Raw genomic sequence first — 26,908 nt, forward strand, 5'->3', positions numbered from 1 at the left:
ACGCTTTAATGCAACCATAACGGCATTAACATCCGGTTGCCGCCATCACAACCCTCAATACCCGATAATTTGAAAAATTGCGAACAGGATCACTATGAAAATTATGATCTCGATCGCCTATCCCCCGGATTACCTCTTGCGGGGTATATCTCTCTAACTTTGCTAAGTTCTAGACTTTTCGCACATACCGCTTCTAGGCCAATCGCCAACCTTTGGCAAGCCACGGAACTCCGCGAAGGTAGTTGAATATGTATCAACCGTTAACTCAGGAATACCACATAACCAGTCTGGTGATCCATGCTGATCCCGGTCATATCGGTCAGGTTAGTGCTGATATTTCGCGGCTATCCGGCACCGAAATCCATGCCAGCACCCAAGAAGGCAAGTTAGTAGTCACTATCGAAGCTGATAACCAACAATCCGTCCTTGAGCAAGTGGAAACCATCAACCGACTGCCGGGCGTGTTGTCCAGCAGCCTTGTCTATCACCAGGTTGAAACCTTCAGCCATTCATAACGATCATAAAAAACGAGGAAACACTATGAGCATAAGTCGCCGCGAGTTTCTAAAAGCCAATGCCGCTGTTGCTGCGGCCTCGGCCATTGGCGCCACGCTGCCAGTGAAAATTGTTGAAGCTGCTGAACACAGTGACAATATCAAATGGGATAAAGCCCCTTGTCGCTTCTGTGGTACCGGTTGTTCGGTACTGGTAGGCACCCGTGATGGCAAAGTTGTCGCCACCAAAGGGGACCCGGAAAGTCCAGTAAACCGTGGGCTGAACTGCATCAAAGGCTACTTCCTGTCAAAAATTATGTATGGAAAAGATCGTCTGACCACGCCATTGCTGCGAATGAAGGACGGCAAGTATGACAAAGAAGGGGAATTTACCCCGGTCAGTTGGGATACTGCTTTTGATGTGATGGCAGAAAAGTGGAAACACGCCCTCAAAACTAAGGGCCCCACCAGTATTGGTATGTTCGGCTCTGGTCAGTGGACCGTATGGGAAGGTTATGCGGCGGTCAAACTGCATAAAGCCGGTTTTCTCACCAACAACATCGACCCTAACGCCCGTCATTGCATGGCCTCGGCCGTGGTTGGTTTTATGCGTACCTTCGGTATTGATGAACCGATGGGCTGTTATGATGACCTAGAAGCCGCCGACCACTTTGTGCTGTGGGGCGCCAACATGGCGGAGATGCATCCGGTACTGTGGGCGCGCTTATCTGACCGGCGTTTAAGTAATCCCAACAGCAAGGTGCATGTGCTGTCCACCTTCCAGAATCGTTCCTTCGACCTGGCGGATAACCCGATTGTGTTCAAACCACAATCCGATTTGGTCATCCTCAATTTTATCGCTAACTACATTATTCAGAATGGTGCAGTCAATCAGGACTTTGTCAGCAAACACACTCACTTTGCCAAAGGCGTGACCGACATAGGTTATGGGCTGCGGCCAAATCATCCGCTGGAACAGAAAGCGAAAAATCCGGGCAACGGTAAATCCAGCCCGATAACTTTTGAAGAATACGCCCAGTTTGTCAGCACCTACACGCTGGAATATGCCGCCAAGATGAGTGGCGTTGCGCCAGAAAAACTGCTCGAGCTGGCAAAAGCCTATGCCGATCCCAACATCAAGGTGATCAGCCTGTGGACTATGGGCATCAACCAGCACGTGCGTGGCGTATGGGCAAACAATATGCTGTACAACCTGCATCTGCTGACTGGCAAAATCTCCACTCCCGGTAACAGCCCCTATTCATTAACCGGTCAACCTTCTGCCTGTGGCACCGCACGCGAAGTGGGTACCTTTGCCCATCGTCTGCCCGCCGATATGGTGGTGACCAATGACAAACACCGCGCCATTGCTGAAAAAATCTGGCAGTTACCAGAAGGCTCGATCCCGGCTAAACCGGGTTACCATGCGGTACTGCAAAGCCGCATGCTAAAAGATGGCAAGCTCAACTGTTATTGGAGCATGTGTACCAACAACATGCAGGCTGGCCCCAACATTAACGAAGAGATTTATCCCGGCTTCCGCCATCCAGAAAACTTTATCGTGGTGTCCGATCCCTATCCAACGGTGACGGCCATGACCGCCGATCTGATCCTGCCAACCGCTATGTGGGTGGAAAAAGAAGGCGCCTACGGTAATGCCGAACGCCGCACGCACATGTGGCATCAGCAGGTAAAAGCCCCACAAGGCGCCCAGTCTGACCTGTGGCAACTGATGGAATTTGCCAAACGTTTCAAAGTGGCCGAAGTGTGGCCAACAGAACTCGTGGCGAAGAAACCAGAATATGCTGACAAAACATTGTTCGATGTGCTGTTTGCCAACGGCGTGGTCAACAAATTCCCGGTCAGTGACTGCCAAGCCGCACTCAATGATGAATCACAGCACTTTGGTTTTTACGTGCAAAAAGGCCTGTTTGAAGAGTATGCCAGCTTCGGTCGCGGTCATGGTCATGATCTCGCCGACTTTGATGCTTACCACGCCAGCCGCGGTTTGCGTTGGCCCGTTGTTAACGGTAAGGAAACGCTACGCCGCTTTGTGGAAGGTGCAGATCCTTATGTAAAAGCTGGCAGCGGTTATCAGTTCTACGGCAAACCGGACGGCAAAGCGGTGATCTTCGCCCTGCCCTATGAACCGGCGGCAGAAGAACCGAACGCAGAATACGATCTGTGGATGAGTACTGGCCGCGTGTTGGAACACTGGCACACCGCGACCATGACCGCCCGAGTACCAGAGCTGTACCGCGCTTACCCAGATGCACAGATATTTATGCACCCGGAAGATGCCAGCGCGCGTGGGCTGAAACGCGGCGATGAAGTGGTAGTCGCCTCATCTCGCGGTCAACTGAAAACCCGTGTTGAAACGAAAGGCCGTAATAAACCGCCTCGTGGCGTGGTGTTTATGCCGTTCTTTGACGCACGGCAGTTGGTGAATAAGTTGATGCTGGATGCCACCGATCCGCTGTCAAAAGAAACCGACTTTAAAAAATGCCCAGTGAAAGTCATGAAGGCGTGAATGACAGCGCAGCAAACCGCAGGAGACAGATGATGACCACGCAGTCGCCACCGCTTAAAGGGTTAAATCGCCGCCAGTTTCTGGCGACGTCGGCCCGTTATGCCTGTGCCGCTGGCTTGGTCGGCAGTGGTCTGGTGGCCATCGCTCGCGCGCAGCAATTGGGGCCACAAGCCTTGCGGCCCCCCGCGGCCTTGGCCGAAGCGGAGTTTCTATCCGCCTGTGTGCGCTGTGGCCTGTGTGTTGAAGCTTGTCCCTATGATACCTTGCAACTGGCACGCTGGTTTGCGCCAGCGCCCATGGGCACGCCCTGGTTTAGTGCCAGAGACATTCCTTGTGAGATGTGCGATGACATTCCCTGTGTCAAAGCCTGTCCATCTGGCGCGCTAGATCCCTCGCTACATGATATTAGTGAGGCGAAAATGGGCGTTGCGGTACTCATTGATGAAAAAGCCTGCCTTAACTTCAAGGGACTGCGCTGTGACGTGTGTTACCGTGTCTGCCCGTTGCTGGATCAGGCCATCAGCATTGAGATGAGCCGCAACCATCACAGCGACCATCACGCGCTGTTTATTCCGGTCGTTAATAGCGACAAGTGCACGGGCTGTGGTAAATGTGAACATGCCTGTGTGCTGGATGTGCCAGCCATCAAGGTGTTGCCACCTGCACTAGCACAGGGAAAAGCTGCCGCTCACGACACATATCAGGATACCGGTAGCGTTACGCTGGAGATGCTGAACGGAGGATTCAAACCATGAGCCATCCTTCCAGCCGTTTTGCCGCAGCGGCGATTGCCCGTCTGGGGTTCTGGAAAGCGCATCGGTTCTTGCTGTTGCGCCGAGCCAGCCAACTCACAGTGCTGACGCTGTTTGCTATGGGGCCGTGGGCGGGTATCTGGCTGCTACAAGGTAATCTTTCTGCCAGTCTGCTGCTAGATACGGTGCCGCTAGCCGATCCGCTCACCACCTTACAGGTGTTATTGACAGGACACTTGCCACAATTCCAGCTGCTGTTAGGGGCCATACTGATTGGGCTGTTCTACGGTTTGCTGGGTGGTCGAGTGTTTTGCAGTTGGGTCTGCCCCGTCAATATGGTCACGGATTTTGCCGCCTGGTTGCGACGGCGCTTCAACCTGCCGCGGACGCCAGAACTGCCGGGGAAATTCCGCTACTTTATGTTGGCGCTGGTGCTGCTGTTGCCAATGCTGACAGGTTTTACCGTGTGGGAGTGGCTCAACCCGGTTCCCATACTCTACCGCGCACTGCTCTTTGGCAATGTCACCGGTATCAGCATTATCGTCGCCATATTTTTAGCCGATTTGCTGCTGGCAGAACGGTTATGGTGTTCCCATGTCTGCCCTACCGGTGCCCTGTATGGACTGCTAGGTAAACTGTCCCCGGTGAAAATAGCGGCCGTGAAGCGAGAAGCCTGTAATAACTGTATGGACTGCTTCAGTGTCTGCCCAGAACGACAGCTGCTAAAACCTGCACTCAAAGGCCAACAACGGCTGATCAGCGACGCCGACTGCACCCTGTGTGGACGTTGTATCGATGTCTGCGCTGCCGAAGTTTTTCAATACAAAAACCGATTTAACAAAGAATTCCAACGATTTGCCCACAAGGCGGAGAACGAGCAATGAAAAAAAACCTCACCTTAGCTGCACTGTTGATGGTTATCGCCGGTTGCAGCGGCCAACACGCTACTACTGCAGCCAAACCCGTTAATGTCACCTCGCTCGGCGGCAAAGCGCCAGTGACCAGCAACGCTGCCGCTGACAGCGAAGCCCAATACCCCACCCGCGGTACGGCTATCAACCGTAATTTTTCTGAGCAGCCACCATTAATCCCCCACAAAGCGGATTATCCCATCACGCTGCAACGTAACAGCTGTCTGGGTTGCCATAGCTGGGATAAAGCTTCTAAAATGAAGGCCACGCCAGTGGCAAAATCCCATGTCATTGATGATAAAGGCACACTGAAGGGCCAGAATTACTTCTGTACTCAATGCCATGTGCCACAAGCAGACAATAAACAACCGCTGGTTGGCAACAGTTTCAGCCAGCAGTGAATGGGCAAGAAATCACCTTATCTGGTGTTCCTGGGGATAAAGTGATCAGGCAAGGCTCCCACGGATCGGGGGCCTAGTCTTTTTATGATGAGAGTGCATTGCGGGATAGATAGCCGCATCAGTTGGCGTTTTTCTGCAGTATGACCACCCGCCGCTCATCATGAAATAGCAACGTCATACCAAAGTGCTGGCATATCCAGCGAAAACTGTCGAGATGGAAAAAACTGCAGTGGGTGGGATCACGGGTGTAGTGCCAGTCATAAAACTGTGCGGGCGTTTGCCAACGGTCAGTCATCACTCCGAGGATGCCTCCAGGTGACAAATGCTCACTTAACCGTGCAATTTCGTTGGCGGGTTGATGGAAATGTTCGAAACACTCACTTGCCAGAATGAAATCATACTGTGCTCGTAAAGTGATAGGAAAAAACGCCGGATCATAATTGTCACAGGCAATTCCCTGCCGCGCCAACAACTGCGACATCGTCGGTCCTGGGCCACAGCCAAAATCCAGCCCCTGCATTGAAGCTGACAACCAAGGTAGAACTGGCTGCAACAGGCGCATTAAAAACGCCACATAGCCCGCATCATCGATACTGTTGTTATGGGTGGCGTAATACGCGCGCTCGTCAGCCAGCGATAGGCGATCTGCGGCGGTCAGAAAGATCAATTGGCAGTGACTACACACCAGATAACGCCGCGCCACTCGTGCGGCTACCGCTTGTTTCTGACCACTATCACCGCAAAGCGGGCAAATCTGCGCTGACAAACATCACTCCATTGTTCCTGAAAAAACGGCGACACTTTATCACCGTCAAGCCCTATTTACTCGCAGATTATGGCTGTTAACGGTAAAAGGATTGCTGGTTATCCGCAACTAAGAGTAAGCGGCTGACTGACGCAAGGCATCTTGGGCCTATCAGCATGATATCAGTAGCCTAGCTCATTGCTGAGACGGCGAAATCCCTCCGCAACATCTTTGCTTTCAATCATGGCCTGCAGCACCTCGGCCGCTTTGGCACCATCGAGCATCAGCCGCTTCGCTAAAAACAGTATGAATGCCATCTTGCCTTCTTCGGAGTCTTCATTTGTGGGCAGATCTTGCATCATCAGGATCTGGCAAAATGCCTGGGGATATCCCCACAAGGTCAGGATATAAGCACTCAGCAGTGTGGCGTCCTCAAAGTCACTGCGGCTTTCGGGCAACTCCTCGGCCGACGTCAGTTTCAGCGTCTCCAGCAGCAGTTGACCAATGGCACTTAGCAGTGCCGCCGAAAATAGCATATCCCGCTGTGCCACCGGCATACCAGCATACTGCGCTAGACGGCGGCAGTAATTGGCATGGATAAATGCCTGATCATTAATATGGCTGTGCACTGACGCTGGCAAACGGTGCCGGATATCTTCGCCAATCAGCAATGTGGTGATAATTGCCTCGGTCAGCTTGGCCCCCAAACGCGTAATCGCTTCTTGTAACGACGAAGTCTGGCGACTGTAGCCCAGCAGCGCCGAGTTAGCACTTTGGATCAGCTTGCCACTGACTACCGGGTCATGAACCACCAGTTCCGCACAATCACTAAGATCAGAGTCAGGATCTGCCAGCAGTTGCCGTAGTTGCATGACCAACTGCGGCATTATCGGCAACTGATTAATGCGCCCGACTCGGCGCCGATCCTCCAGCGTAAACGGCAGTTTCTGCAGGCGCTCTGCACAGTTGAATAGATGTTCCAGATCCGCTTCTCGAAACGGTTTAGAGAAAACGAAGTGGCCGTAGGACTCTAACTGTTGAAACACCTCGGATGAAGCATCGGCCGTCAACAACACACGAATGGCCGTCGGCAGTTTATGGCTGGCCTGTTGGAGGATCTGATTACCGTTAATGCCGGGCATCACATAATCACTGACCACCACATCAGCGCTCAGTTCTTTACCATCGCCACAAAACTCCAACCAGCGGCTAGGCTGATCACACAGCACAAAATCCCACTGTGGGCGCAATCTCTTGGCGACCCGCAGCAATGCATTGAGCATCAGCATATCATCATCAATAAACACGACCTTGAGTTGACTCATGTGCGGTTTCCCTCCTGCAGCGTAAGTCACCCGACTACCATAAGCGTTGTGACAAGGTTTGTCGCCTGTCATGTCATCTACTGAGGTCACATATCAGGGTCATCAGCAGCAGACTAACTTGCTAGTATTCATTTTAGATCATAAATTTAACTGGCAACGGACAAGTGTACCAGCGACCGGGAGCAAGGAACCTGCCGATGATAGAACTGGCTAATGATACCCCAGCAACCATCCTTTGTGTCGATGATGAACCTAGCATCCTGAAGGCACTGCAAAGGTTGTTTCTTGGTCACCCCTGTGTATTGCTGTTAGCGGAAAGTGGTGAAACCGCACTGACGCTAATGCAGCAACACACAGTGGAAATTATCATCTGTGATATGCGGATGCCACAGATGAATGGCGCAGAATTTCTGCAGCAGGCAGCCAAGTTGCAACCCAACGCCTACCGTATTCTAATGACGGGTTACGCAGATTTGGCATCGACGATTGCGGCGGTCAATATTGGGCGTATTCAACGTTATATCCAAAAACCTTGGGACAATGCCGAGCTATTGGCCGCTGTCGACGAAGGTCTGGACTACCACCGTTTACTGCAAGCCAATAGACAGCTCACCGTTCAGGTAGAGCAGCAGAATGCCCAGTTGAAGCAGCTTAACCAATCGCTGGAAGAACAAGTTCAACAACGCACCCGCCAGCTAAGGCAAAGTCTGCAACAGTTGAAATCTTTGGTGGCGCAAAGAGAAAGTGAAAACGATGCCATCCTGCAGCTGCTATATAACATCATCTCCATCAATCCCCGCCTCAGTGGTGATTACGCAAGGCGTGTCAGTCAGACCTGTGGAGATCTGGCGCGAGCATTAGGCTTAAGTGCCGAGCAGCAACAGCTGATCAGCAATGCCGGGCTTTACAGTGAAGTTGGTAAACTGGGGTTCACTTCCGCCTTGTTGGACAAACCGTTTCACGCGCTGGGAACCTCAGATCACCGCTTGTATCGCTTTCATCCACAGCTTGCCGAAGAGATTATGGCTCCGGCGCAGCACCTACAACCCATGGTAGAACTGATCCTGCACCAATATGAGCACTATAATGGTACCGGAGTGCCCGATGCCTTGAGCGAGCAGAATATTCCCTTGGGATCACGCATATTGGCCGTTGCTAGGGACTTCTGGGGGCTGATGTTCAAACGCCTCAGTGAGAATGTGCATACACATGAAGAAGCCATTGCCTGGCTGAAACGGCAACAAGGATCAGTATACGATCCTAAGCTTATCGGCATTATGGAAAAACTGTTGCAACAGCATCAACTGGATAAGCCCTCGGTAGATGATGTACAGGGCGTTACCTTAGATCTGCTACAACCGGGAATGCAGCTAAGCCACAATTTATACAATCGGAATCAGATGCTGTTATTGCCTAAAGGCCATGTGCTCACCCAACAGTCTCTGGATAAACTGCGGGAATACCAGACCAAGCATAAAACCGTACTGCGACTGCAGCTGGAATCCGCGGCAAAAGCCAAACCAGCCAACGCCTGAACCAGTTAGCAACGGTAGCAAGTAGGAGTTACTATGAACAACCATTCGCTGGCGTCACTACTGGACAAACTGCCATTAGGGATTTGCATCGTCGACCGGAAGTATCGCATTCTCTACATCAATTCGCGTTTCAGCACGGCGTTGCAACTCCCAGCAGAAGTCCGCTTGGGAAGCTCACTACTGCAAGAGTGTTCGCATCAAGCGCCGTTGTTGCAACAACATCTGGATAATGTCGCCAGCAGAACCGGAGACTCCTTCCCCTCCGATATTCATCCTCCTGAAGCTTTCGAATTTATCCCAGAAACGGATACCACAACCGACAACGTCAACGCCGTATTGCATATGGAGATAGTGCCGCTAGCCATCAACGATGGAGTGGTCAAAACCTTATGTCTGCTGCTGGATGCCGGAAGCTGTTATGCGCAAGTCAAACATCAGATGGCGCAAGAACTCGCTGCCGGGCACGAGCAGCAACAGCAACTGATGGATAAGCTGGAGGCTGCTCGCGGCCAACTGGTGCAAGCAGAAAAAATGGCATCAATCGGGCAACTGGCTGCGGGTATCGCCCACGAGATTAATAATCCTATCGGTTTCATCGGCTCGAACCTACAAAGTCTGCAAGACTATGTGGAGCGTCTGCTGAATATTATCCATCACACTGAAAGTCTGCTCAATGAGCAGCAGCGGCAGCAATTGCAGCAGTTGATGGTGCAACAGCAGTTCAGTTTTATCCGCGATGATATTAAACAGTTGCTGGAAGAATCACTCGATGGCATCAATCGGGTGGCGGCAATTGTTAATAGTCTTAAGTCATTCTCCCATGTGGACAACAGTGACTGGCAATATGCCGATCTGATTGATGGTATGGAAAATACGCTAAAAATCATCAATAACCAGCTGAAATACCGGATTCAGTTACATAAGGATTATCAGCAAGGCTTACCGCTAGTGTATTGCCAGCCAATGCAGTTGAACCAGGTATTTATGAACCTGCTGATGAATGCCGCCCAAGCGATTGAAGGCAATGGCGACATCTGGATCTCTATCCATACCATGCCGCAGGATCAGGGTGTTGAAATTAGCATCAGGGACAGTGGCTGTGGTATCGAACCACAAAACCTCAATAAGATATTTGAACCCTTTTACACCACCAAACCCGTTGGCAGCGGTACAGGGCTGGGATTATCTCTGTCTTACAGCATTATCCAGAAACAGCACGGCAAAATCAGCGTCAGCAGCAAAGTCGGTGAAGGGACTGAATTTGTAGTGAGATTACCGCTACAAGGCGAGCGTCGTCTGCGGCAATAGTGCAAGTTTTGACACAAAAAATGGCGCTGTTTAGCGCCATTTTTTATTACCGCTTATGCGACAAGTCGGTTCAGTACATAGGTCAGCACCCCACCTGCACGGTAATAAGCAATTTCCATTTCAGTGTCGAGGCGACATAGCAAACTAATGTGCTTGCTGCTGCCATCAGCATAATGGATCACGGCGCTGATATCCTGATTGGGTTTGAGTGATGACCCCAGCCCGAGGATATCAAAGTGTTCGTCGCCGCTGAGTTTCAGGGTTTGACGATTTTCGCCGTCTTTAAACTGTAGCGGCAGCACTCCCATGCCCACCAGGTTGGAACGGTGGATACGCTCAAAACTCTCCACGATCACCGCTTTTACCCCTAAGAGCAAGGTGCCTTTGGCCGCCCAATCACGGCTGGAGCCGGTGCCATACTCTTTGCCAGCCACTACGACGGTGGGGATCTGTGCCTGCTGGTATGCCATCGCCGCATCGTAAATGAAGCGGACCTGTTGCTCGCCACTCAGGCGGGTTACGCCGCCGGTGTGCCCAGGCACCATCTCGTTGCGGATACGGATATTGCCAAAGGTGCCGCGCATCATCACTTCATGATTGCCACGGCGTGAACCATAAGAGTTAAAGTCCTGCTCCGCCACCCCGTGGCTGCGCAAGTACTGCGCTGCCGGGCTGTCCTTAGGGATCACCCCGGCTGGCGAGATATGATCCGTTGTAACCGAATCCCCCAGCAACGCCAAGATTGCGGCACCTTTAATATCGGCCTGATTACCAGCATAAGCGGGCTCGAAGAACGGTGGCTGCTGGATATAGGTGGAGTTCATATCAAATTGATAGGTACTACCAGTACCAGTATCAATGGCACGCCAGTTATCGTCACCACGGAACACATCGGCGTATTGTTCGCGGAACTGTTGCTGAGTGATATCCGCCAGCAATGCGGCAATCTCGGCATTCGACGGCCAGATATCTTTCAGATACACCGGATTACCCGCGGGATCCTGGCCGATAGCATCTTGCGACAGATCAATACGGGTGGTTCCCGCCAGCGCAAACGCCACCACTAGCGGCGGCGAGCACAGCCAGTTAGATTCCACCAGTGGATGAATACGACCCTCAAAGTTGCGATTGCCCGATAGCACAGAAGACACATGAATTTTCTGTTCACTGACCGCCTGCGTTACATTGTCCGGCAATGGCCCAGAGTTGCCGATACAGGTGGTACAACCATACCCCACCAGATTAAACCCTAAGGCATCCAGTGCCGGTTGCAGCCCCGCCTTTGCCAGATACTGAGTTACCACTTTGGAACCAGGTGCCAGTGACGATTTCACCCAAGGTTTACGCGCCAGCCCTTTGGCGAGGGCTTTTTGCGCCAGCAGCCCGGCCGCCAGCATTACCGCCGGATTAGAGGTATTGGTACAGGAGGTAATGGCCGCAATCACCACATCACCGTGGTGCATTGGCACATCAGTGCCTGCTAGGGTAAACGGTTGTGACAAATCATCGCGGCCAGAAAGTTTGATGGCATCTTCGGCCGCCTGTTTCATGGCGGATAGCGGCACCCGATCCTGTGGCCGCTTTGGCCCAGCCAAACTGGGTTCAACGGATGACAAATCCAGACTCAGTGTTGCCGAGAATTGCGGTGAGGGCGCACCGCTTTCACGCCATAATCCCTGCGCCTTAGTATAAGCCTCAACCAAGGCGATGGTGGTTTCGTCACGACCACTCAAACGCAGATATTCTAGGGTTTTGGCATCGACCGGGAAGAAACCGCAGGTAGCGCCATATTCCGGTGCCATGTTGGCAATGGTCGCGCGATCCGCCAGCGGCAATAGATCTAGGCCGTCACCATAAAATTCGACAAACTTACCCACTACACCGTGCTGCCGCAACATCTGCACTACGCGCAACACCAAGTCGGTAGCGGTAATGCCTTCATTCAATTTGCCTTTGAGTTCAAAACCCACCACATCCGGCAGTTGCATAGAGATTGGCTGACCCAGCATTGCCGCTTCGGCTTCAATCCCCCCCACGCCCCAGCCTAAAACCCCGAGCGCATTGATCATCGTGGTGTGACTGTCGGTGCCGACCAAGGTGTCGGGATACACCACAGTGCCAGCCTCGGTCACCTGACTCCAGACGCCTTTCGCTAAGTACTCTAGGTTAACCTGATGGCAAATACCGGTGCCCGGAGGTACCACAGAGAAATTATCAAATGCACCCTGGCCCCATTTCAGAAACTGATAACGCTCCTGATTTCGTTGCATCTCTATTGCCACGTTTTCTCGATACGCGCTGTCACTGGCAAATTTTTCAATGCTGACGGAATGGTCAATCACCAAATCCACCTTGGACAGTGGATTGATTTTTTGTGGGTCACCACCGCGTGCCACCAAGGCCGCTCGCATCGCCGCCAGATCGACAATTGCCGGCACCCCGGTGAAATCCTGCATCAGCACCCGCGCCGGATGGTAAGCAATCTCCTGTGAGCTGCCCTTACCATGGCTGTTGGCCACGGCTTCCAGTGCCGACAGTTCACAATGCTCGGTATGCAGATGCCGCAGGATGTTTTCCAGCAGAATTTTACTGCTGATGGGCAGCCTCACCACATCGTGATAATGCGTTAACGGGCCATCAGTAAGTGAATAATAAAGGTAGGTGTTTTCGCCGACTTTTAGCTGGCGTTGGGCTTGAGCCTGAAACTTGAGCTTGGACATCACTACTCTCCCTGAGTTGAGTTCGTCTGAATCCTCGTCGTGTTTCCAGCATATGGGATCTACAGCGCTATCTCAAGGCGCAATAAAATTTTAATGATTAAAAATATATAATGTAAAAGAATTTATAGATTAGAACAGTGAAAAAAACGCCCGCTTATTCGCGGGCGATTCTGGGCTTTTGTAACTGGATGGATTAAGCTGCTTTAGCTTTTTTGTGGAAATGGAAACTGCCTTTCCACGAACCCTGATTGTTAACCTTAGCTGGTTTAGCCTTAGTTTCAGGGACTGCGGCAGTCGCAGCTTCGTAAAGGGCGCTTACCCAACCACACTGTGCGGATTTCATGGCAAATTCCTCTGTTCTTTGTCTGTATACGACTTTAGTATTAGAGCAGCTATAGGTAAAATGAATTAATTCCATAGGTAGGATTCCATAATAGAATGAATATCCCAATCAAGACATTGCATTGCTTTTTACGGCTGGTGGAGATCGGCAACTTTACCCGGGCAGCCGAACAGTTGTATCTGACCCAGCCGACATTAAGCAAAATGATCCAGCGGCTGGAAGAAACCCTGGATCAGCAGTTGTTGATCCGTAGTAATCAAAAGGTGGAACTGACCCAAGCGGGACAGATTTTCCACGCCAGTGCCAGCCAAATCATCGGGCAGTGGCATCGTATGGAACAGGATCTGGCGAACCTTTCCGGCCTGAAGTCAGGCCATCTACGCTTGGGCGTGTGTCCGATGATGAGCACGCTGACGATAGATCTGCTGACCAAGTTCCGCCAAACTTATCCCGGCGTTGAATTGCACATGCAGGAATACGGTGGTTTTGGTTGTGAGCAGGCATTATTGGCCGACTCACTGGATATTGCCTTTACCGCCTTGCCAGTAACCAACTCTGAACAGTTATCGGCTTCGCCGCTACAGGGGTATCCACTCAAAGTGTGTCTACCCAATGAGCATCCACTGACGGTCAAAGAACGCATCAGTTGGCAAGATTTAGCGCAATATCCGTTCATTCTGTACAACGAAGATTTCTCACTGGCAAAATTGTTTGCCCGCCTCACCAAAGAAGCTGGCGTGACCCTGAACATTGCTTTTCGTAGCGGTCAGTGGGATTTTCTCGGTGCCATGGTGGAAGAAGGCATGGGCGTCGCCATTTTGCCAGAGCCCATCTGCAATAAACTCGACAAAAGCCGACTGGTATTCCGGCCAATGGAGAAAGATCTGTTCTGGCAGATTGGACTTATCTGGCGTAATAACCTGCCATTAACGCCTGCGGCTGAGGCGCTGCTGACACTGAGTCGTCATCGCTCTTAGGTGGCAATCAACTGGAGCTTGGAATGACCAACACATCACTGCGGCTGCGTAGCAGGATCTGTTCAGCGGTATTACCAAGCATCCAACCCATCAACCCTTTACGTTGGCGGACGCCCATCACCAGGTAGTCGCTCTTGAGCCGACAAGCCAGTTGATACAGGCACAAGTCAGGTTCGCCGCCGATGATATGGATCTGTTCTTTTGGCAGCCCTATTTCGGCCAGTGTTAACTGATGACGCCGATAAGCATCCTTCACCAACTGCTGCACATTCAGCACCTCCAGATCGCGGATCAATCTGGGCACCCGCAAAATATAGGCTAAATGCAGCTGGCCGCCGGTAGCCTCCGCCAGCGTTCTGGCGTGTTGCAGCACTTGCTGATTAAGTTGCTGTTTTTGTGTATTTTCAGTATCCAGATCCAACGCCATCAACACACTGTTACCACGCTGCAACGGATTTTGTGTCAACAACATCACCGGCACTTTGGTGGTACGCAAGAGTTGCCAGTCGGTCGGCAACATATGTTCACTTGCGTGGATACCCTTGACGATCAGATCAAAGCCTTCATTGGCAGCATATTCGCAAGCGTGTTCATAAAGGTACTTACACCACACCACGTGTAATGGCACATCGCCTGCGTCTAGTTGCTGTAAACGCTCTAGCAGTTGCTGCTGTTTATGCTGCTGCAATTGCTGTTTGGCTTCTTCATAAATAATTGGATCACCATAAAAGTACTCATAGCAGTAGGCAAAAATCTCTGGCGACTTTTGCAACATTTTCGCCAGTTGCAAGCCCTTGGTGATGACATCGGTGTGCGCGGATTCGTGCGGTTCGATAATAAATAGTTTACCCATCTGATTTCTCCCGTATTTCTACTGGTGTTTAAGCAGAAATTGGACTCTACTCAATAGGTGGGGGATTGATGTAAACCCTCTGATTAAGTGTATCAAAGCGGGGGCAAAACGTGCCGATAGATGACCTGCTAATCGCGTTGTTTTTGATCTTGCTACTGTCCCGGTTACTGGGAGAAACCTGTCAGCGCTTTGGTTGGCCGGTAGTGGTGGGGGAAATTGCCGCCGGAGTACTGCTTGGGCCATCAGCGTTAGGCTGGCTGGCGCCAAATCCGTTACTCGCCAATATTGCCGAGCTGGGGATCATTCTGCTGCTATTCAGCATCGGCACAGAAACCTCCATCAAACGCCTGTATCACGCCGGCTCACAGGTACTACTGGTCGCCTTAAGTGGTATTGTGCTACCGCTGCTATTTACCGGAGTGGCGGCGTTTTATTGGTTGTCACTGCCCCCGTTTGCCGCACTGTTTTACGGCTGCGCCCTCACCGCCACTAGCATCGGTATTTCATTACGGGTGCTGAAAGATGCCGGACAACAACAGCAACACAGTAGCCAGATTATTCTCGGCGCAGCGGTGGCGGATGATATCGCCGGGGTGATTCTGCTGAGTTTGCTGTTTAGCTTTGCCACTGGCGCAGGCTTTGCGCCACTGCCACTGCTCAAACTGGTGCTGACCTTGTTAGTATTTTTGGTATTTGCCCCACCGCTAGGCCGCCTGTTGATCTATCTGCTGCGCTTTGCCAGCGGTCATGCCCACAATGAAGGTTATGAAGCGGTGGTGATGCTGGCGTTGATCTGCCTATTTGCCTGGCTGGCCCATCATGCGGGCGCGCCAGCACTGCTTGGTGGTTTTTCTGCGGGGTTAGCGTTATCACGACAATTTGTTTGGCCATGGCAGCGTTATCTGCAAAATCCATTTGCCTTTACCAATAAGCTGGAACATGCCATGCAGCCACTCACCGAGGTGTTTGCGCCAGTATTTTTTGTTTATGTTGGCATCAGTATTGATGTCAGCCACCTGCAACTGAGTGGCACTCACCTGCTGCTGTTATGCGGCATGGTATTGCTGGCGCTGGCGGGCAAACTACTGGCGGGCTTGGCGGTACAAGGCCCGTGGCGCGATAAGTGGCTGGTGGGGAGTGCCATGATACCACGCGGTGAAGTCGGGCTGGTGTTTGCCCAATTCGGCCAGCAATTACAGATTATCACCACCGATATTTTTACCGGACTGGTGTTGGTAATTGCCATAACCACCTTGTTGGGGCCGCTGTTACTGAAAACCCTGCTGTCCCATAACAATCATTCACAAAAAACGCCGCAGTAGCGGCGTTTTTTGATTATCAGTTAGTGGTTATGCAGCTTAAACTGCCGCTCCAGAAAATCGGTCAGCGATTTATACAGATGCGTTTTGACCTTATTGCCACGCATGGAATGCTTGGCGCCCGGATAGTTGATCATTTCAAACAGCTTACCGTCATCTTGCAACGCCTTGTATACGCGAGTGCTGTTTTCAAACAGCACGTTGTCATCCGCCATGCCGTGATACATCAATAAACCACTTTGATAACTGCCGATATACGGCAGCACACTGCTTAAGCGATAGCCTTCGGCATTATCATGGGGATTGCCCAGATACCGTTCAGTGTAATGGGTATCGTACAGCGACCAGTCGGTCACCGGTGCGCCGCTGATCGCCACCTTGAAGTAATCCGGTGCCTTCAACTTACACATCAGCGCCATGTAGCCACCATAACTGTGACCATATATGGCAATCTTGTTAGCATCCACCCACGGCAAAGTCCGCAGATAATCAACACCTTGCTTTTGATCGGCCACTTCGGCAACCGCCAAGTGTTGATAGATCACCTGCTCAAAGCGCAGGCCGCGATGACCAGAACCCCGATTATCCAACTGGAACACGGCAATGCCCTGTTGCAACAGATATTGGGTGAAGTAATCCTGACTGCTCCAGCTGTTCACCACCATCTGTGCATGTGGGCCACCATACACCCGTACTAACACTGGATATTGCTTGTGCGCATCAAAATTAACGGGCTTGAACAACCGATAGTGCAAGGTCTGCCCATCTTCAGCCGTCAATGTGCCAAACTCGGGCAACTGCCACAGGCCTGCGTATTGATATAAGGGGTGCCCTGGTTTGACGGCATTTTCTTCCACCCACGCCAGACGCTTACCCTCAGCATCATGCAAACTCACCTGCGGCGGCTGTGATAGCGAGTCAAAGTAATCCAAATACACCGCTTTATTATCGGCAAATACCGCTTGGTGCATCCCATGCCGGGTTGATAAACGAGTAAACTCGCTGCCATCGAAACGCACTTTATACAGTTGCTTCTCGATATCACTGTCTTTACGGCCAGTGAAATATACCCAGCCCTGTTTTTCATCCACATGGCTGATGCTATCGACCGTCCAGTCACCGTGAGTCAACTGCTGGGTGACTGTGCCGTCGGCGGCGAATCGGTAGATATGCTTAAAGCCGCTGCGCTCAGAGGTCCACAGGAAGCCGCCCTGCTTGAGGAAATGCAGATCGTCATTGAGATTAATCCAGATGTTATTGCGTTCAGCGACCAACGTTTGCGGCGCTCGGCTTGAGTGCACATCCACCACGCGCAGGTCTAACTGCTGCTGATTGCGGCTTTGCCACTGGAATGACAGATGACGGCTATCCGGCAACCATTTTACCCGCGGCAGATAAAAATCCGTGTCTTGGCCCAAATCAATCCATGTCACCGTTTGCTGCGGCAGTGCAATCACCCCGAGCTTTATCTGCACGTTCGCAGTGCCCGCTGCCGGGTAACGTTGCTGGGTCAGCTTGATACCATCGGCATAAATTTCATTACGGGTGACTTCTTCTACTGGTGATTCATCCACCCGGTTAAAGGCAATCGCCGATTCATCGGGCGCCCACCAGTAGCCGGTCATGCGCCCCATCTCTTCCTGCGCTACAAATTCGGCCATAGCGTTTTTAATCACGCCGCCACCGTCTTTGGTCAGTTGCGTGAGCTTATCGTTCGCCAGTGTCAGTAGCCATAGATTCTGCCCGGCAACAAAGGTGACATAGTGCCCCTTGGGTGACAGTTTGGCATCGGTGGCAAAACCATCGCCAGTCGGCAATAACCGCACTTTGCCATCGGCCAGCGTGTAATAATAGAGTTTACCGGCTGAGGGGATCAGCAGCGCTTTGCCATCATCGGCCCAGGCGTACTCCATGATGCCTTCACCATAAATCCGCTGCCGTTCGCGGCGGGCTTTTTCCTCATCAGATAATTCGCCCTGCTGCAATTTAGACGCATCCAGCAACATACTGACCTTGCCGCTAACCACATCCATTTGCCACAGATCGTAAAAATGCAGATTCTCCTTACGCCCCACCAGAAAAGTCGCCCGCGAGCCATCCGGTGACAACTTCAGTTGCCGGGGGCTACTGCCCGCCAGATCTGGCGAATCATAAAGCCGATCTACAGTGAGTGGCTCGCGGCCGCCGTTAAGGGTTTGCGCGCTGCTGGCCGCGCTGCCAAGTGAGAGTGGAATTGCCATAAGTACAGAGTAAATCCAGTGTCGGGTCATGTTATTGTTATTCCATTAGCTATGTATCAGAAAGCGCCTGATAACTTTAGCGCTCCATTCTGCCTTATTTTTTTACGGATGGACAAACCTGCCATGTAACCGCTGAAAACTGTGGATTTTTGCGCTATGATTGCCCCCCAGGATCGGCTCCCGAATTCACATAAGGAAACAGCATGCAAACCCTGGCTCAAACCTTAGCCACTCAAGCTATTCCGGCATCGCTGGCGCAACTGCTCCAGACCCTCGCCTCGACCTCTGTCGCTATCAGCAACGCCGTGCGCCGTGGAGCATTGGCTGGCGTCCTCGGCAGCACTGACCACGAAAACGTGCAGGGTGAAACCCAGAAAAAACTGGACGTGATCACCAATGAGATGCTGAAAGATGCGTTGCGTGCCGACGGTACGGTGCGTGCATTGGCGTCTGAAGAGGAAGATTTCCCAGTAGTGCTTGGCGATCACGGTGATTATCTGGTGTGTTTTGACCCGCTGGATGGTTCATCCAATATCGATATCAACTCGCTGGTAGGCACTATCTTTTCGGTATTGCCAGCACCACAAGGCGAGGTGAATGAACAGAGTTTCCTGCAAAGTGGTCGCCATCAAGTGGCTGCCGGTTATGTGTTGTATGGCCCGGCCACCATGCTGGCGCTGACCACCGGCCACGGTGTGCAGCTGTTTACCCTTGACCCACAAAGTGGTGAATATCGGCTGACCAATCCAGCGGTCAGCATCCCCAAAGACACCGCCGAATTTGCCATCAATATGTCCAACCAGCAGTTTTGGGAAGCGCCGATGCAGACTTATATTGGCGACCTGCTGCTGGGTAAAATCGGCCCGCGGGAAAAGTCTTTCAATATGCGCTGGATTGCCGCCATGGTAGGCGATGTGCACCGAGTACTGAGTCGTGGCGGTATTTTTACCTACCCCACCGACAACAAGAATCCGCAGAAACCATACAAACTGCGCTTAATGTACGAAGCCAACCCTATGTCGTTACTGGTGGAACAGGCGGGCGGTAAATCCAGCACTGGTTACCAGGATATTCTGGACATTCAGCCACAAGCGATTCATCAACGCGTAGCGGTTATCCTCGGTTCAGCCAACGAAGTGGCGACCTGCCTGGAATACCACAGTCTTGACTACAGCGAAGAACCAGAACTGTAATGACTCACGGCCCGGCGGCCTGCCAGCGTTGGCAAGCCGCTAAATCGCGTTATAATAGCCGCCACATGACGCTAATCGCGGCGATATCGCCAAGATTCCACTGATAGTGAAAGGACAAATAAATGAGCTTACTTGCTGTGCCTGCGGGCAAATCCCTGCCAGACGATATCTATGTCGTGATCGAAATTCCTCAGAACCACGATCCCATCAAGTATGAAGTAGACAAAGACACCGGCGCGCTGTTTGTAGACCGCATGATGACTGCGCCCATGTTTTACCCATGCAACTACGGCTACGTGAACCAGACCCTGAGCCTGGATGGTGATCCAGTTGACGTGCTGGTACCAACTCAGTACCCACTGCAACCCGGTAGCGTGATCCGTTGCCGCCCAGTTGGCGTATTGAAGATGACCGACGAATCTGGCGAAGATGCCAAAATCGTAGCCGTACCACACGACAAAGTTTCTAAAGAATACAAACACATCCAAGATGTGAACGATCTGCCAGCACTGCTGAAAGCGCAGATCAAACAGTTCTTTGAACACTACAAAGATCTGGAAGAAGGTAAATGGGTAAAAGTTGACGGCTGGGAAAATGCCGCTGCTGCCCGTGCGGAAATTCTCACCAGTGCAGAACGTTACAATCAAGGTAAGTAATTTACCTTTGGTTGGTTGTTCGCTGGAAAAGGCCCGCAATCGCGGGCTTTTTTGTTTTTGTAGCCTGACGGCAATGGCTTACGCCATACCAAGCTGCGCTTGGCAGAAGCTATCACTGCGTGATTGCAACCTGAGGTTGCGAAAGTCGTGAGCTTTCGCGCTCACACTACGAGACAAGGGGGCTGATCAGCCTCGCCCCCTTATCAAACCCCTTGCTGCCCCGACGTCGCGAAACGCTACGGGCTTATGGTTTGCCATTTTCGCAAATCGCGCTGATTCGTCATCCATGACTCACCATCGCTTCTCGGCATCCTTGCCTCGATTGCTCAATGGCTGCCCAACGCTCCTTCGCCGCGCCGAGGGGAATTGGTGTTGTCTATATAGTCAAGTTGAAAAAGCTTAATAATTTGTAGCTACATTATTGTTGCTTAGTTCTTGAATGTTGTATTACAGAACAAATGTGTATTTTGGCCATTAAATACATCATTGGTTCCACCATCTTCTTTCCTTATAATGTGATCTGTTGAATTAAACTTTCCTCCCATAAAGCCATGACAGATAGGGCACTTAAGCTCATTAGCCATTCTTTCTCGAATAAAAATATTATTCTTATGATGCATTTGGAAACGACCATGTGGTGTAGAGCCGTAGGATATACTCCTTTTCCGAACATCAATAAATTCAAATTTACTTTCAATCGCTTTTTCTAGATCATCATACGAGAGTTCAATGTTATTAAGAAGAAAACAATAAAAATCTGAAATTGCCTCTCCTTGACTATCATAAGAAGATTTTTTAACCTTAACTATCTGCTGTAAATAATTTTTTCTTTCGAACAAAAAAGTTTCAAACTTTCCTCTAACTTTAGTGAAATGATTTAAATCTTTTATCTTTATGAAGAAATCGATCAATCCAAGAAGATAACCATGTCTAAATAAGCCAGATTCATCATACACATACACGACTGAGTGAAAACCCAAGGAAGATGCATGTTCACTATTTATTTGACGAATAACTTTCAGCGTTTTATTTAAGCAGTTTACAACATTCTGCTGTTTACTCAAGTTATCATCATCCTGATAAATAATTTTAACTAGACTTAAAATTAGCTGTTGATCCTTGCTTCCTAGGTTAGTACCACCGATTGGTAAATTTAAAGAATCTAATCTAGACTTCAATGTTGGCTTAAAAAGCATCTCATTTATTTTATTGCTTTTATTTTCGATATCGGCCTGAATACTTGATTCAAAATCACGCCAATATTTATGACCTGTTCCACCCCAATATATTGCCCTTGAAACAATTCCATATGTATTTTTTCGCTCCTTTATAAGAACTCTTTCAATTTGACTTAAAGGACTAGACTGCTGATTTATTTTTTCAAATGAAACTTCTGCCTTTTCTGCATTACCATTAATCCATTGGACAGCCAAAGCTGACGTTAATAAATTAAGCTTCCTACTTTTTTGTTCTCCAGTTGCATTTGGATGACTAGACTTCTGCATAAAGTCATCGTAAGAACCTATTTTACTCTCAATTCTCTTTCTAGTATCTGCAGCGATCTTCTTTTGTTCTTCAGAAATATCACCACCGAAATATTTTAAAGATATTTCACCATCACCATAATCATCATATAACCAAGATAAAAGTGCACTAAGCCGATGAGCACCATCGATAACAAAAATAAAATTAGCTGAATTTTTCCAAAGAATAATTGAAGGAATTAGCTCTCCGTCTAAGAAACTTTCAACCAAGGAAATTATTTGAGTAGAGTCCCATTCATTTGTCTCTCTTTGAAAGTCTGGCTTCCGCAAAAATTCTAGTAAAAAACCTCCATTTTTACCAATATTTTGCGCTGATAGTTCTGTAATATTTTTCCCATAATTAGAACTATCGCCTTCGACAAGAAAATCAGCCCTTGGAAGAAGTGCATCCAAAATTACTTTAGAACTCATACATGACCTAAAATTTAGTTGTATAAAATGTTTCTACTATCATCTTATTCAACATGTAAACAGAAAAATATAAGATATACGATATAGTTCACATTTTTCTAAGGTAAAGAAGTAAAAGGTATTCACGTCAACAAAAAGGACGAAATTGGGACACCCACCAATTAGTGTTGAATTTCTCCACTGAATTGTCAGGCAGCACCAATTCCCCTTCGGCACAGCGCAGGTGCGTTGGGCAGCTATTGAGCAATCGAGGCATGGATGCCGAAGAAGTCGCGCCGAGGAATGGATTCCGAGTTGGCGGCGATTTGCGAAAATGGCAAACCAGAAGCACCGCAGCGTTTTACGCCGTGGGGCGGCAGGGGGATCGGTAAGGGGGCGAAGCCGTCTAGCCCTCTGGTGTGGAACAAGCAGTTCCACGACCAGAAGATGTTAATTTTTCAATTATTCCTTGTTAGCGGTAAATTCATCTAATAAGTAGCAATAGGTGGCGATGGAACCAATCATTCCAATGATTAAATCAAAAGCTAAGGCGGTTGTATTGAATAAAGATATTGTAGTTATTTTTAATGCAATCGTTGCTATAAGCCATGTGGCTGCAGATGCAATAATCGAGAATAACATCATTTGTGATATTTTTTGCGGTTCTATATTTTTAAAAATACTGGCAACAGACATTAGCATTGCAGCAAAACTGCCGCTTAGCATGGCAAACATTACATCACCAATATCGGCATCTAAAAAAAGCACGACAAATGAGATACCAACAACTGATAATACAGAAGCAATTGCAAAACCAAAAGTTTTCATATTTTTCCTTAAATTAGAAACTTGATATAAAACTAACAATAAAAATAAATAAACAGCATAGAAAAATTCACATAACAAAGTATTACCCATACTTTGTATTTAAATCTTAATTAGCAAGATGTTTTTAAAATATTGTTAGATAAAATATTATGAACATTTTAGAGATTTTAACATTGCGAGAGATCAAAATTGTCGCGCAACGTAAACCTTAAGTCCGTTGCAAACGATTTGGTATAAAAATCTTTCAAGCACAAAGAATGCTGTATGAATATCACACCGCCAGGCAACACCAATTCCCCTTCGGCGCAGCGTAGGTGCGTTGGGCAGCCATTGAGCAATCGAGGCATGGATGCCGAGAAGCGATGGTGAGTCATGGATGACGAATCAGCGCGATTTGTGAAAATGGCAAACCATAAGCCCGCAGCGTTTTGCGCCGTGGGGCGGCAGGGGGATCGATAAGGGGGCGAAGCCGTCTAGCCCCCTTGTCTCGCAGTGTGAGCGCGACAGCTCACGACTTTCGCAACTTCAGGTTGCAATCACGCAGTGATAAATCTTAGCTGCGCCAGCTTGCTATCGCGCAGCGATAAAACAAACTCAACGGCTGAAATCCCAAATTTCAGGCAAAAAAAACCGGTGGGGGGAACCACCGGCGTAAACGCAACATGAAGACCTGAGAGACTCAGGATCAATTTGCCTGATTGGGGTTTCAGGCGATGATTACCAAATCCCAAAGGACGGTAATCAAACTGTGAGCCACCGCCATAGGCAGTGACCGCAAAACTTTACGAAAAAATCCACGCAAACACTGGCGCGCCAATCACCATGGTGATGCCAGCAAAAATCATAGTCAGGCTGGCAACCACGCCTTCTTGTTGGCCGATTTCAGTGGCCTTAGCAGTGCCAGAACCGTGAGCCGAGGCGCCCAAGGCCACCCCTTTACCCAACGAGGTATGAATATGTGCCAGACGAAACAGCGGCTCACCAATCACCATACCGATAATTCCGGTCAGCATTACTAGCATCGCGGTCAATTCTGGCACCCCACCAAAAGACGTGGTTGCCTGCATGGCAAACGGGGTAGATACCGAACGGACCAACACGCTGTGACTCAACTCGGCCGGTAACGGTACCACCTGTACCAACAACCAAGTGGAGGTCAAGCCAAACATCACCCCCGCCAAAACACCGAGGCTGATGGTAATGGGATACCTACGCACCAACTGCCGTTCACGGTAGATAGGCAAGGCGAAAGCCACGGTGGCCGGGGCCAGCAAAGTCACCAGCCAATGGGTATATTCAAAATAGGTCGGCAATGGGATGGACAACATCACCACCATCACAATTACCACCACTGGCGCCATAATACTGGGCAACAACCACCAAGTTTTATGACGACGGTACAGAGCCTTGGCTGCATAGTAACTGGCAACAGTCACAATCAGACTTAACAACGCCAACAATGTTGACTGGCTCATAGACTGATATTACCTCTCGCTTTTTGCCGCGCCATCTGCCGTTTAAGGTTTAATTTGCGCTCGAAACGGAATACCCTATCCACCACAAAACCGGTGCTGAGCAATACGCTGGCGGAGCCAACGACCAGAGTGAACAGAATATTCAGCCCGTAGTGTTCCAACAGATTTTCGTACTTCAGTACCGAAATCATCGGAGGAATAAAGAACAGCAACAGGTCGCCAATAAACCATGCAGCACCAAGTTGCAGCGCTTTTTCTGGAATAATTTTCAGTGCCAGTGCCAACAGCACTACAAATAAGCCGATAACACTGCCGGGGATCGGCGAGTGGATCGCGGCAGCAATGGCATGTGCCCCCCAAGCCAGCAGGCAGATAAAACCGATCTGCAACAACGCCACGCTGTAATGCTTGCTTTGGGCAAGCAACAAACGGTTACGGTGACCGTGGGACGAACGAAGAGAGCTTTGCATCACACCACCAAAAAATTCCTTATTGGCAGCTATTGTAGGGTGGCAATTTAGATAAAAAAAATGAATATTAATAATAGATAGGATTCCTATAGGTTATTGTATGGACCTCAAAGTTATTCGTTATTTTATTGAGATTGTCGATCACGGGGGTTTTGCCAAAGCCGCCGAGGCCATTCATCTGACTCAGCCCGCCCTGTCGAAGGCGATTAATCAACTCGAAGAGGAGTTGGACTTAGTGCTGTTGGAACGGGGTAAGCGCGGCAGCCAACTGAAGCCGACGGCCTCTGGTGAGGTGGTATACCGTTATGGCATACAACTGCTGAAGGTCAGGCAGGAGATGCACCGTGAGTTAGAAGCACAACGTAGCCTCAACGCCGGAGAGTTGCACCTGGGTTTGGCTCCCTTAGGCAGTGCCGAGATCTTTGCGCCGGTAATAGCCCGCTATCGCAGTCTTTATCCCAAAATTGCCATGCAGTTGTTTGTTCGTGGCGGCATTGAACAAACGATTGCCCTGAAAAAACGCGAAGTAGAATTAGCCACCGGTATCATTTCATTTGACGAAGAGTTCGAGGGGTTCTGCATCCGCCGCAACCCTATGGTCGTGGTGGTCCCCAAACAACATGCGCTCGCCAACCAACCGCAGTTGACACTCAAACAGTTGGAAGAAACCCCGCAAATTCTGTTTGATGAGGAATATGCCTTACATGAACTGGTGTTCAAGGGCTGCGTTAACGCCGGGTTTATTCCCAAAGTAGCGACAAAGGTTAGCCACCCAGATTTTGGGATTACGCTGGTGGCGGCCGGTACTGGCGTGATGATTATGCCGGAGTTTATTGCCGCACGACATGCCGTTGCCGGTGTCAGCCGGGTGCCACTCTCCACGGATGACCTGATATGGGAGCTGTCGCTATTCTGGCGTAAAGGACATCCGTTATCCTTTGCAGCGCAAGCGATGGTCACGCTGATCCGTGAACAGTTAGCCGCAGAGCCTGTATGACAACCAGCGCGGCGTTGCGTATCGGCATGGCGATGTGGTCTCACCACCACTGGCAAGACAGTGTTTATGGCGGTAATGCGGCCACCACTGAGCGCCTAGCACGTTATGCCCAGGTGTTTAACAGTGTTGAAGGCAACACCAGCTTTTATGCGACGCCGTTGCAGACCGTGGCGGCAGATTGGGCAGCGGCAGTGCCAGCATCATTTCGTTTTACCTTCAAGTTGCCACAGACCATTACCCATCAATTGCAGCTACGCCATTGCCGCGAGGAGTTGCGCGCCTTTTTCGACGCCATGGCACCATTAATGCCGCTTACCGGCATGTGGCAAATCCAGTTACCCGCCGCATTTGGCCCAGCAGCATTGCCACAACTGCAAGCCTTTCTGCCGTGGCTACCACAAGGCTTAACACTGGGCGTGGAAGTACGCCATCCAGCATTCTTTGCCAAAGGGCAGGCGGAAACTCAGTTAAACCGTTGGTTAGTCAACGAAGGGGTCAACCGCATCATCATGGACAGCCGTCCGGTATTTGCCGCCGACGCCGATAATCCGCTGATACGGGAAGCACAGCGCAAGAAGCCGCGAGTACCAGTGCATGCCATTGCCACCGCCCAGCAACCGGTGGTGCGCTTTATTGGGCAACTGGATCTGGATAACAGTGAACGACTATTCACACCCTGGCTGGCAAAACTCAGTCAATGGCTGGATGAAGGCCGCACGCCCTATCTGTTTGTGCATACCCCGGACAATATTGCAGCGCCGCAACTCGCCGCACGCCTATGGCAATCCCTGAGCGATTATCGCTTGAACCACGGACTATCGCCGCTCGGAGCGCTGACGCTCCCCCGCACTGAGCGGCCACAACTGCATCTATTCAACTGATACCCGAAAGCCCTCTCATTA

23 protein-coding genes are annotated in these 26,908 nt (G+C 50.2%); 13 read left to right on the forward strand and 10 right to left on the reverse strand.

Annotated elements, in window-relative coordinates:
* The first annotated feature begins 248 nt into the window (after window positions 1-248).
* Genes IE064_RS15345 through IE064_RS15365 form a run of 5 tightly spaced genes read left to right on the forward strand, consistent with a single transcriptional unit; the run spans window position 249 to window position 5,088 of the window.
* Window positions 249-515 carry a chaperone NapD gene (locus IE064_RS15345; RefSeq protein ID WP_189618626.1) on the forward strand — a complete coding sequence of 89 codons (267 nt, stop codon included), beginning with the start codon at window positions 249-251 and terminating at the stop codon, window positions 513-515.
* Window positions 516-540: 25 nt separating this feature from the next.
* Window positions 541-3,024, forward strand: a complete 2,484-nt coding sequence (napA, locus tag IE064_RS15350) for a nitrate reductase catalytic subunit NapA (protein ID WP_189618627.1) — start codon at window positions 541-543, stop codon at window positions 3,022-3,024.
* 29 nt (window positions 3,025-3,053) lie between these two features.
* Window positions 3,054-3,779, forward strand: coding sequence for a ferredoxin-type protein NapG (napG, locus tag IE064_RS15355; protein ID WP_189618628.1), 726 nt, complete (start codon window positions 3,054-3,056; stop codon window positions 3,777-3,779).
* Window positions 3,776-4,660: a quinol dehydrogenase ferredoxin subunit NapH gene (gene napH, locus IE064_RS15360; protein WP_189618629.1), complete on the forward strand. Its 885-nt coding sequence runs from the start codon at window positions 3,776-3,778 to the stop codon at window positions 4,658-4,660. Before napG ends, napH begins: the two co-directional genes overlap by 4 nt.
* Window positions 4,657-5,088: a nitrate reductase cytochrome c-type subunit gene (locus tag IE064_RS15365; RefSeq protein WP_189618630.1), complete on the forward strand. Its 432-nt coding sequence runs from the start codon at window positions 4,657-4,659 to the stop codon at window positions 5,086-5,088. The genes napH and IE064_RS15365 overlap by 4 nt, the downstream gene beginning before the upstream one ends.
* Before the next feature lie 118 nt (window positions 5,089-5,206).
* On the opposite strand, the gene IE064_RS15370 is transcribed toward IE064_RS15365, so the two are convergent.
* Together IE064_RS15370 and IE064_RS15375 are read right to left on the reverse strand one after the other, a co-directional pair.
* On the reverse strand, window positions 5,207-5,854 hold the full coding sequence (locus IE064_RS15370) for a class I SAM-dependent methyltransferase (protein ID WP_189618631.1): 648 nt from the start codon (window positions 5,852-5,854) through the stop codon (window positions 5,207-5,209).
* 161 nt (window positions 5,855-6,015) lie between these two features.
* Window positions 6,016-7,158, reverse strand: coding sequence for an HDOD domain-containing protein (locus IE064_RS15375; protein ID WP_189618632.1), 1,143 nt, complete (start codon window positions 7,156-7,158; stop codon window positions 6,016-6,018).
* A 197-nt stretch (window positions 7,159-7,355) separates the two neighbouring features.
* On the opposite strand from IE064_RS15375, the gene nosR reads away from it, so the two are divergent.
* Both nosR and IE064_RS15385 read left to right on the forward strand, forming a co-directional pair.
* Complete coding sequence (nosR, locus tag IE064_RS15380; protein ID WP_189618633.1) at window positions 7,356-8,693, forward strand: response regulator c-di-GMP phosphodiesterase, NosR family; 1,338 nt, start codon at window positions 7,356-7,358, stop codon at window positions 8,691-8,693.
* Between the two features lie 33 nt (window positions 8,694-8,726).
* Window positions 8,727-10,001, forward strand: a complete 1,275-nt coding sequence (locus tag IE064_RS15385; protein WP_189618634.1) for a sensor histidine kinase — start codon at window positions 8,727-8,729, stop codon at window positions 9,999-10,001.
* A 53-nt stretch (window positions 10,002-10,054) separates the two neighbouring features.
* Here the strand turns inward: IE064_RS15385 and acnA are convergent, their stop codons facing one another.
* Window positions 10,055-12,721 (reverse strand): aconitate hydratase AcnA, encoded by a 2,667-nt coding sequence (gene acnA / locus IE064_RS15390; RefSeq protein WP_189618635.1) that lies wholly within the window; start codon window positions 12,719-12,721, stop codon window positions 10,055-10,057.
* A gap of 193 nt (window positions 12,722-12,914) precedes the next feature.
* The gene (locus IE064_RS15395; protein WP_189618636.1) at window positions 12,915-13,064 is read right to left on the reverse strand and encodes a hypothetical protein; all 150 of its coding nucleotides are present in this window, start codon (window positions 13,062-13,064) and stop codon (window positions 12,915-12,917) included.
* 95 nt (window positions 13,065-13,159) lie between these two features.
* Here IE064_RS15395 and IE064_RS15400 point away from each other — a divergent pair, with 95 nt between their 5' ends.
* Window positions 13,160-14,041, forward strand: coding sequence for a LysR family transcriptional regulator (locus tag IE064_RS15400; protein ID WP_189618637.1), 882 nt, complete (start codon window positions 13,160-13,162; stop codon window positions 14,039-14,041).
* Window positions 14,042-14,048: 7 nt separating this feature from the next.
* On the opposite strand, the gene IE064_RS15405 is transcribed toward IE064_RS15400, so the two are convergent.
* Complete coding sequence (locus IE064_RS15405; RefSeq protein WP_189618638.1) at window positions 14,049-14,894, reverse strand: universal stress protein; 846 nt, start codon at window positions 14,892-14,894, stop codon at window positions 14,049-14,051.
* A gap of 110 nt (window positions 14,895-15,004) precedes the next feature.
* On the opposite strand from IE064_RS15405, the gene IE064_RS15410 reads away from it, so the two are divergent.
* Window positions 15,005-16,216, forward strand: coding sequence for a cation:proton antiporter (locus IE064_RS15410; RefSeq protein ID WP_189618639.1), 1,212 nt, complete (start codon window positions 15,005-15,007; stop codon window positions 16,214-16,216).
* A gap of 20 nt (window positions 16,217-16,236) precedes the next feature.
* Here IE064_RS15410 and IE064_RS15415 read toward each other — a convergent pair whose 3' ends face one another.
* The gene (locus tag IE064_RS15415) at window positions 16,237-18,453 is read right to left on the reverse strand and encodes a S9 family peptidase (RefSeq protein WP_373295281.1); all 2,217 of its coding nucleotides are present in this window, start codon (window positions 18,451-18,453) and stop codon (window positions 16,237-16,239) included.
* Window positions 18,454-18,656: 203 nt separating this feature from the next.
* Between IE064_RS15415 and IE064_RS15420 the strand changes: the two genes are divergently transcribed.
* Both IE064_RS15420 and ppa read left to right on the forward strand, forming a co-directional pair.
* The gene (locus tag IE064_RS15420; protein ID WP_189618641.1) at window positions 18,657-19,646 is read left to right on the forward strand and encodes a class 1 fructose-bisphosphatase; all 990 of its coding nucleotides are present in this window, start codon (window positions 18,657-18,659) and stop codon (window positions 19,644-19,646) included.
* Window positions 19,647-19,768: 122 nt separating this feature from the next.
* Window positions 19,769-20,302, forward strand: a complete 534-nt coding sequence (ppa, locus tag IE064_RS15425) for an inorganic diphosphatase (protein WP_189618642.1) — start codon at window positions 19,769-19,771, stop codon at window positions 20,300-20,302.
* 428 nt (window positions 20,303-20,730) lie between these two features.
* On the opposite strand, the gene IE064_RS15430 is transcribed toward ppa, so the two are convergent.
* The 4 genes from IE064_RS15430 to IE064_RS15445 all read right to left on the reverse strand — a co-directional run bounded on the left by IE064_RS15430 (window position 20,731) and on the right by IE064_RS15445 (window position 25,009).
* Window positions 20,731-22,257: a GmrSD restriction endonuclease domain-containing protein gene (locus tag IE064_RS15430; protein ID WP_189618643.1), complete on the reverse strand. Its 1,527-nt coding sequence runs from the start codon at window positions 22,255-22,257 to the stop codon at window positions 20,731-20,733.
* Window positions 22,258-22,698: 441 nt separating this feature from the next.
* On the reverse strand, window positions 22,699-23,064 hold the full coding sequence (locus IE064_RS15435; protein WP_189618644.1) for a hypothetical protein: 366 nt from the start codon (window positions 23,062-23,064) through the stop codon (window positions 22,699-22,701).
* Between the two features lie 782 nt (window positions 23,065-23,846).
* A complete protein-coding gene (locus IE064_RS15440; protein WP_133037782.1) occupies window positions 23,847-24,539 on the reverse strand; it encodes an LrgB family protein in 693 nt (230 codons plus the stop codon).
* Window positions 24,536-25,009 carry a CidA/LrgA family protein gene (locus IE064_RS15445; RefSeq protein ID WP_189618645.1) on the reverse strand — a complete coding sequence of 158 codons (474 nt, stop codon included), beginning with the start codon at window positions 25,007-25,009 and terminating at the stop codon, window positions 24,536-24,538. Before IE064_RS15445 ends, IE064_RS15440 begins: the two co-directional genes overlap by 4 nt.
* A 100-nt stretch (window positions 25,010-25,109) precedes the next feature.
* Here IE064_RS15445 and IE064_RS15450 point away from each other — a divergent pair, with 100 nt between their 5' ends.
* Together IE064_RS15450 and IE064_RS15455 are read left to right on the forward strand one after the other, a co-directional pair.
* Entirely contained in the window at window positions 25,110-26,006 is an 897-nt protein-coding gene (locus tag IE064_RS15450; RefSeq protein ID WP_189618646.1) for a LysR substrate-binding domain-containing protein, read from the forward strand.
* Window positions 26,003-26,887, forward strand: a complete 885-nt coding sequence (locus IE064_RS15455; protein WP_229800097.1) for a DUF72 domain-containing protein — start codon at window positions 26,003-26,005, stop codon at window positions 26,885-26,887. The genes IE064_RS15450 and IE064_RS15455 overlap by 4 nt, the downstream gene beginning before the upstream one ends.
* The last annotated feature ends 21 nt before the right edge of the window (window positions 26,888-26,908 follow it).

This window comes from Shewanella fodinae (assembly GCF_014651955.1).
In the GTDB taxonomy this organism is placed as follows: domain Bacteria; phylum Pseudomonadota; class Gammaproteobacteria; order Enterobacterales; family Shewanellaceae; genus Shewanella; species Shewanella fodinae.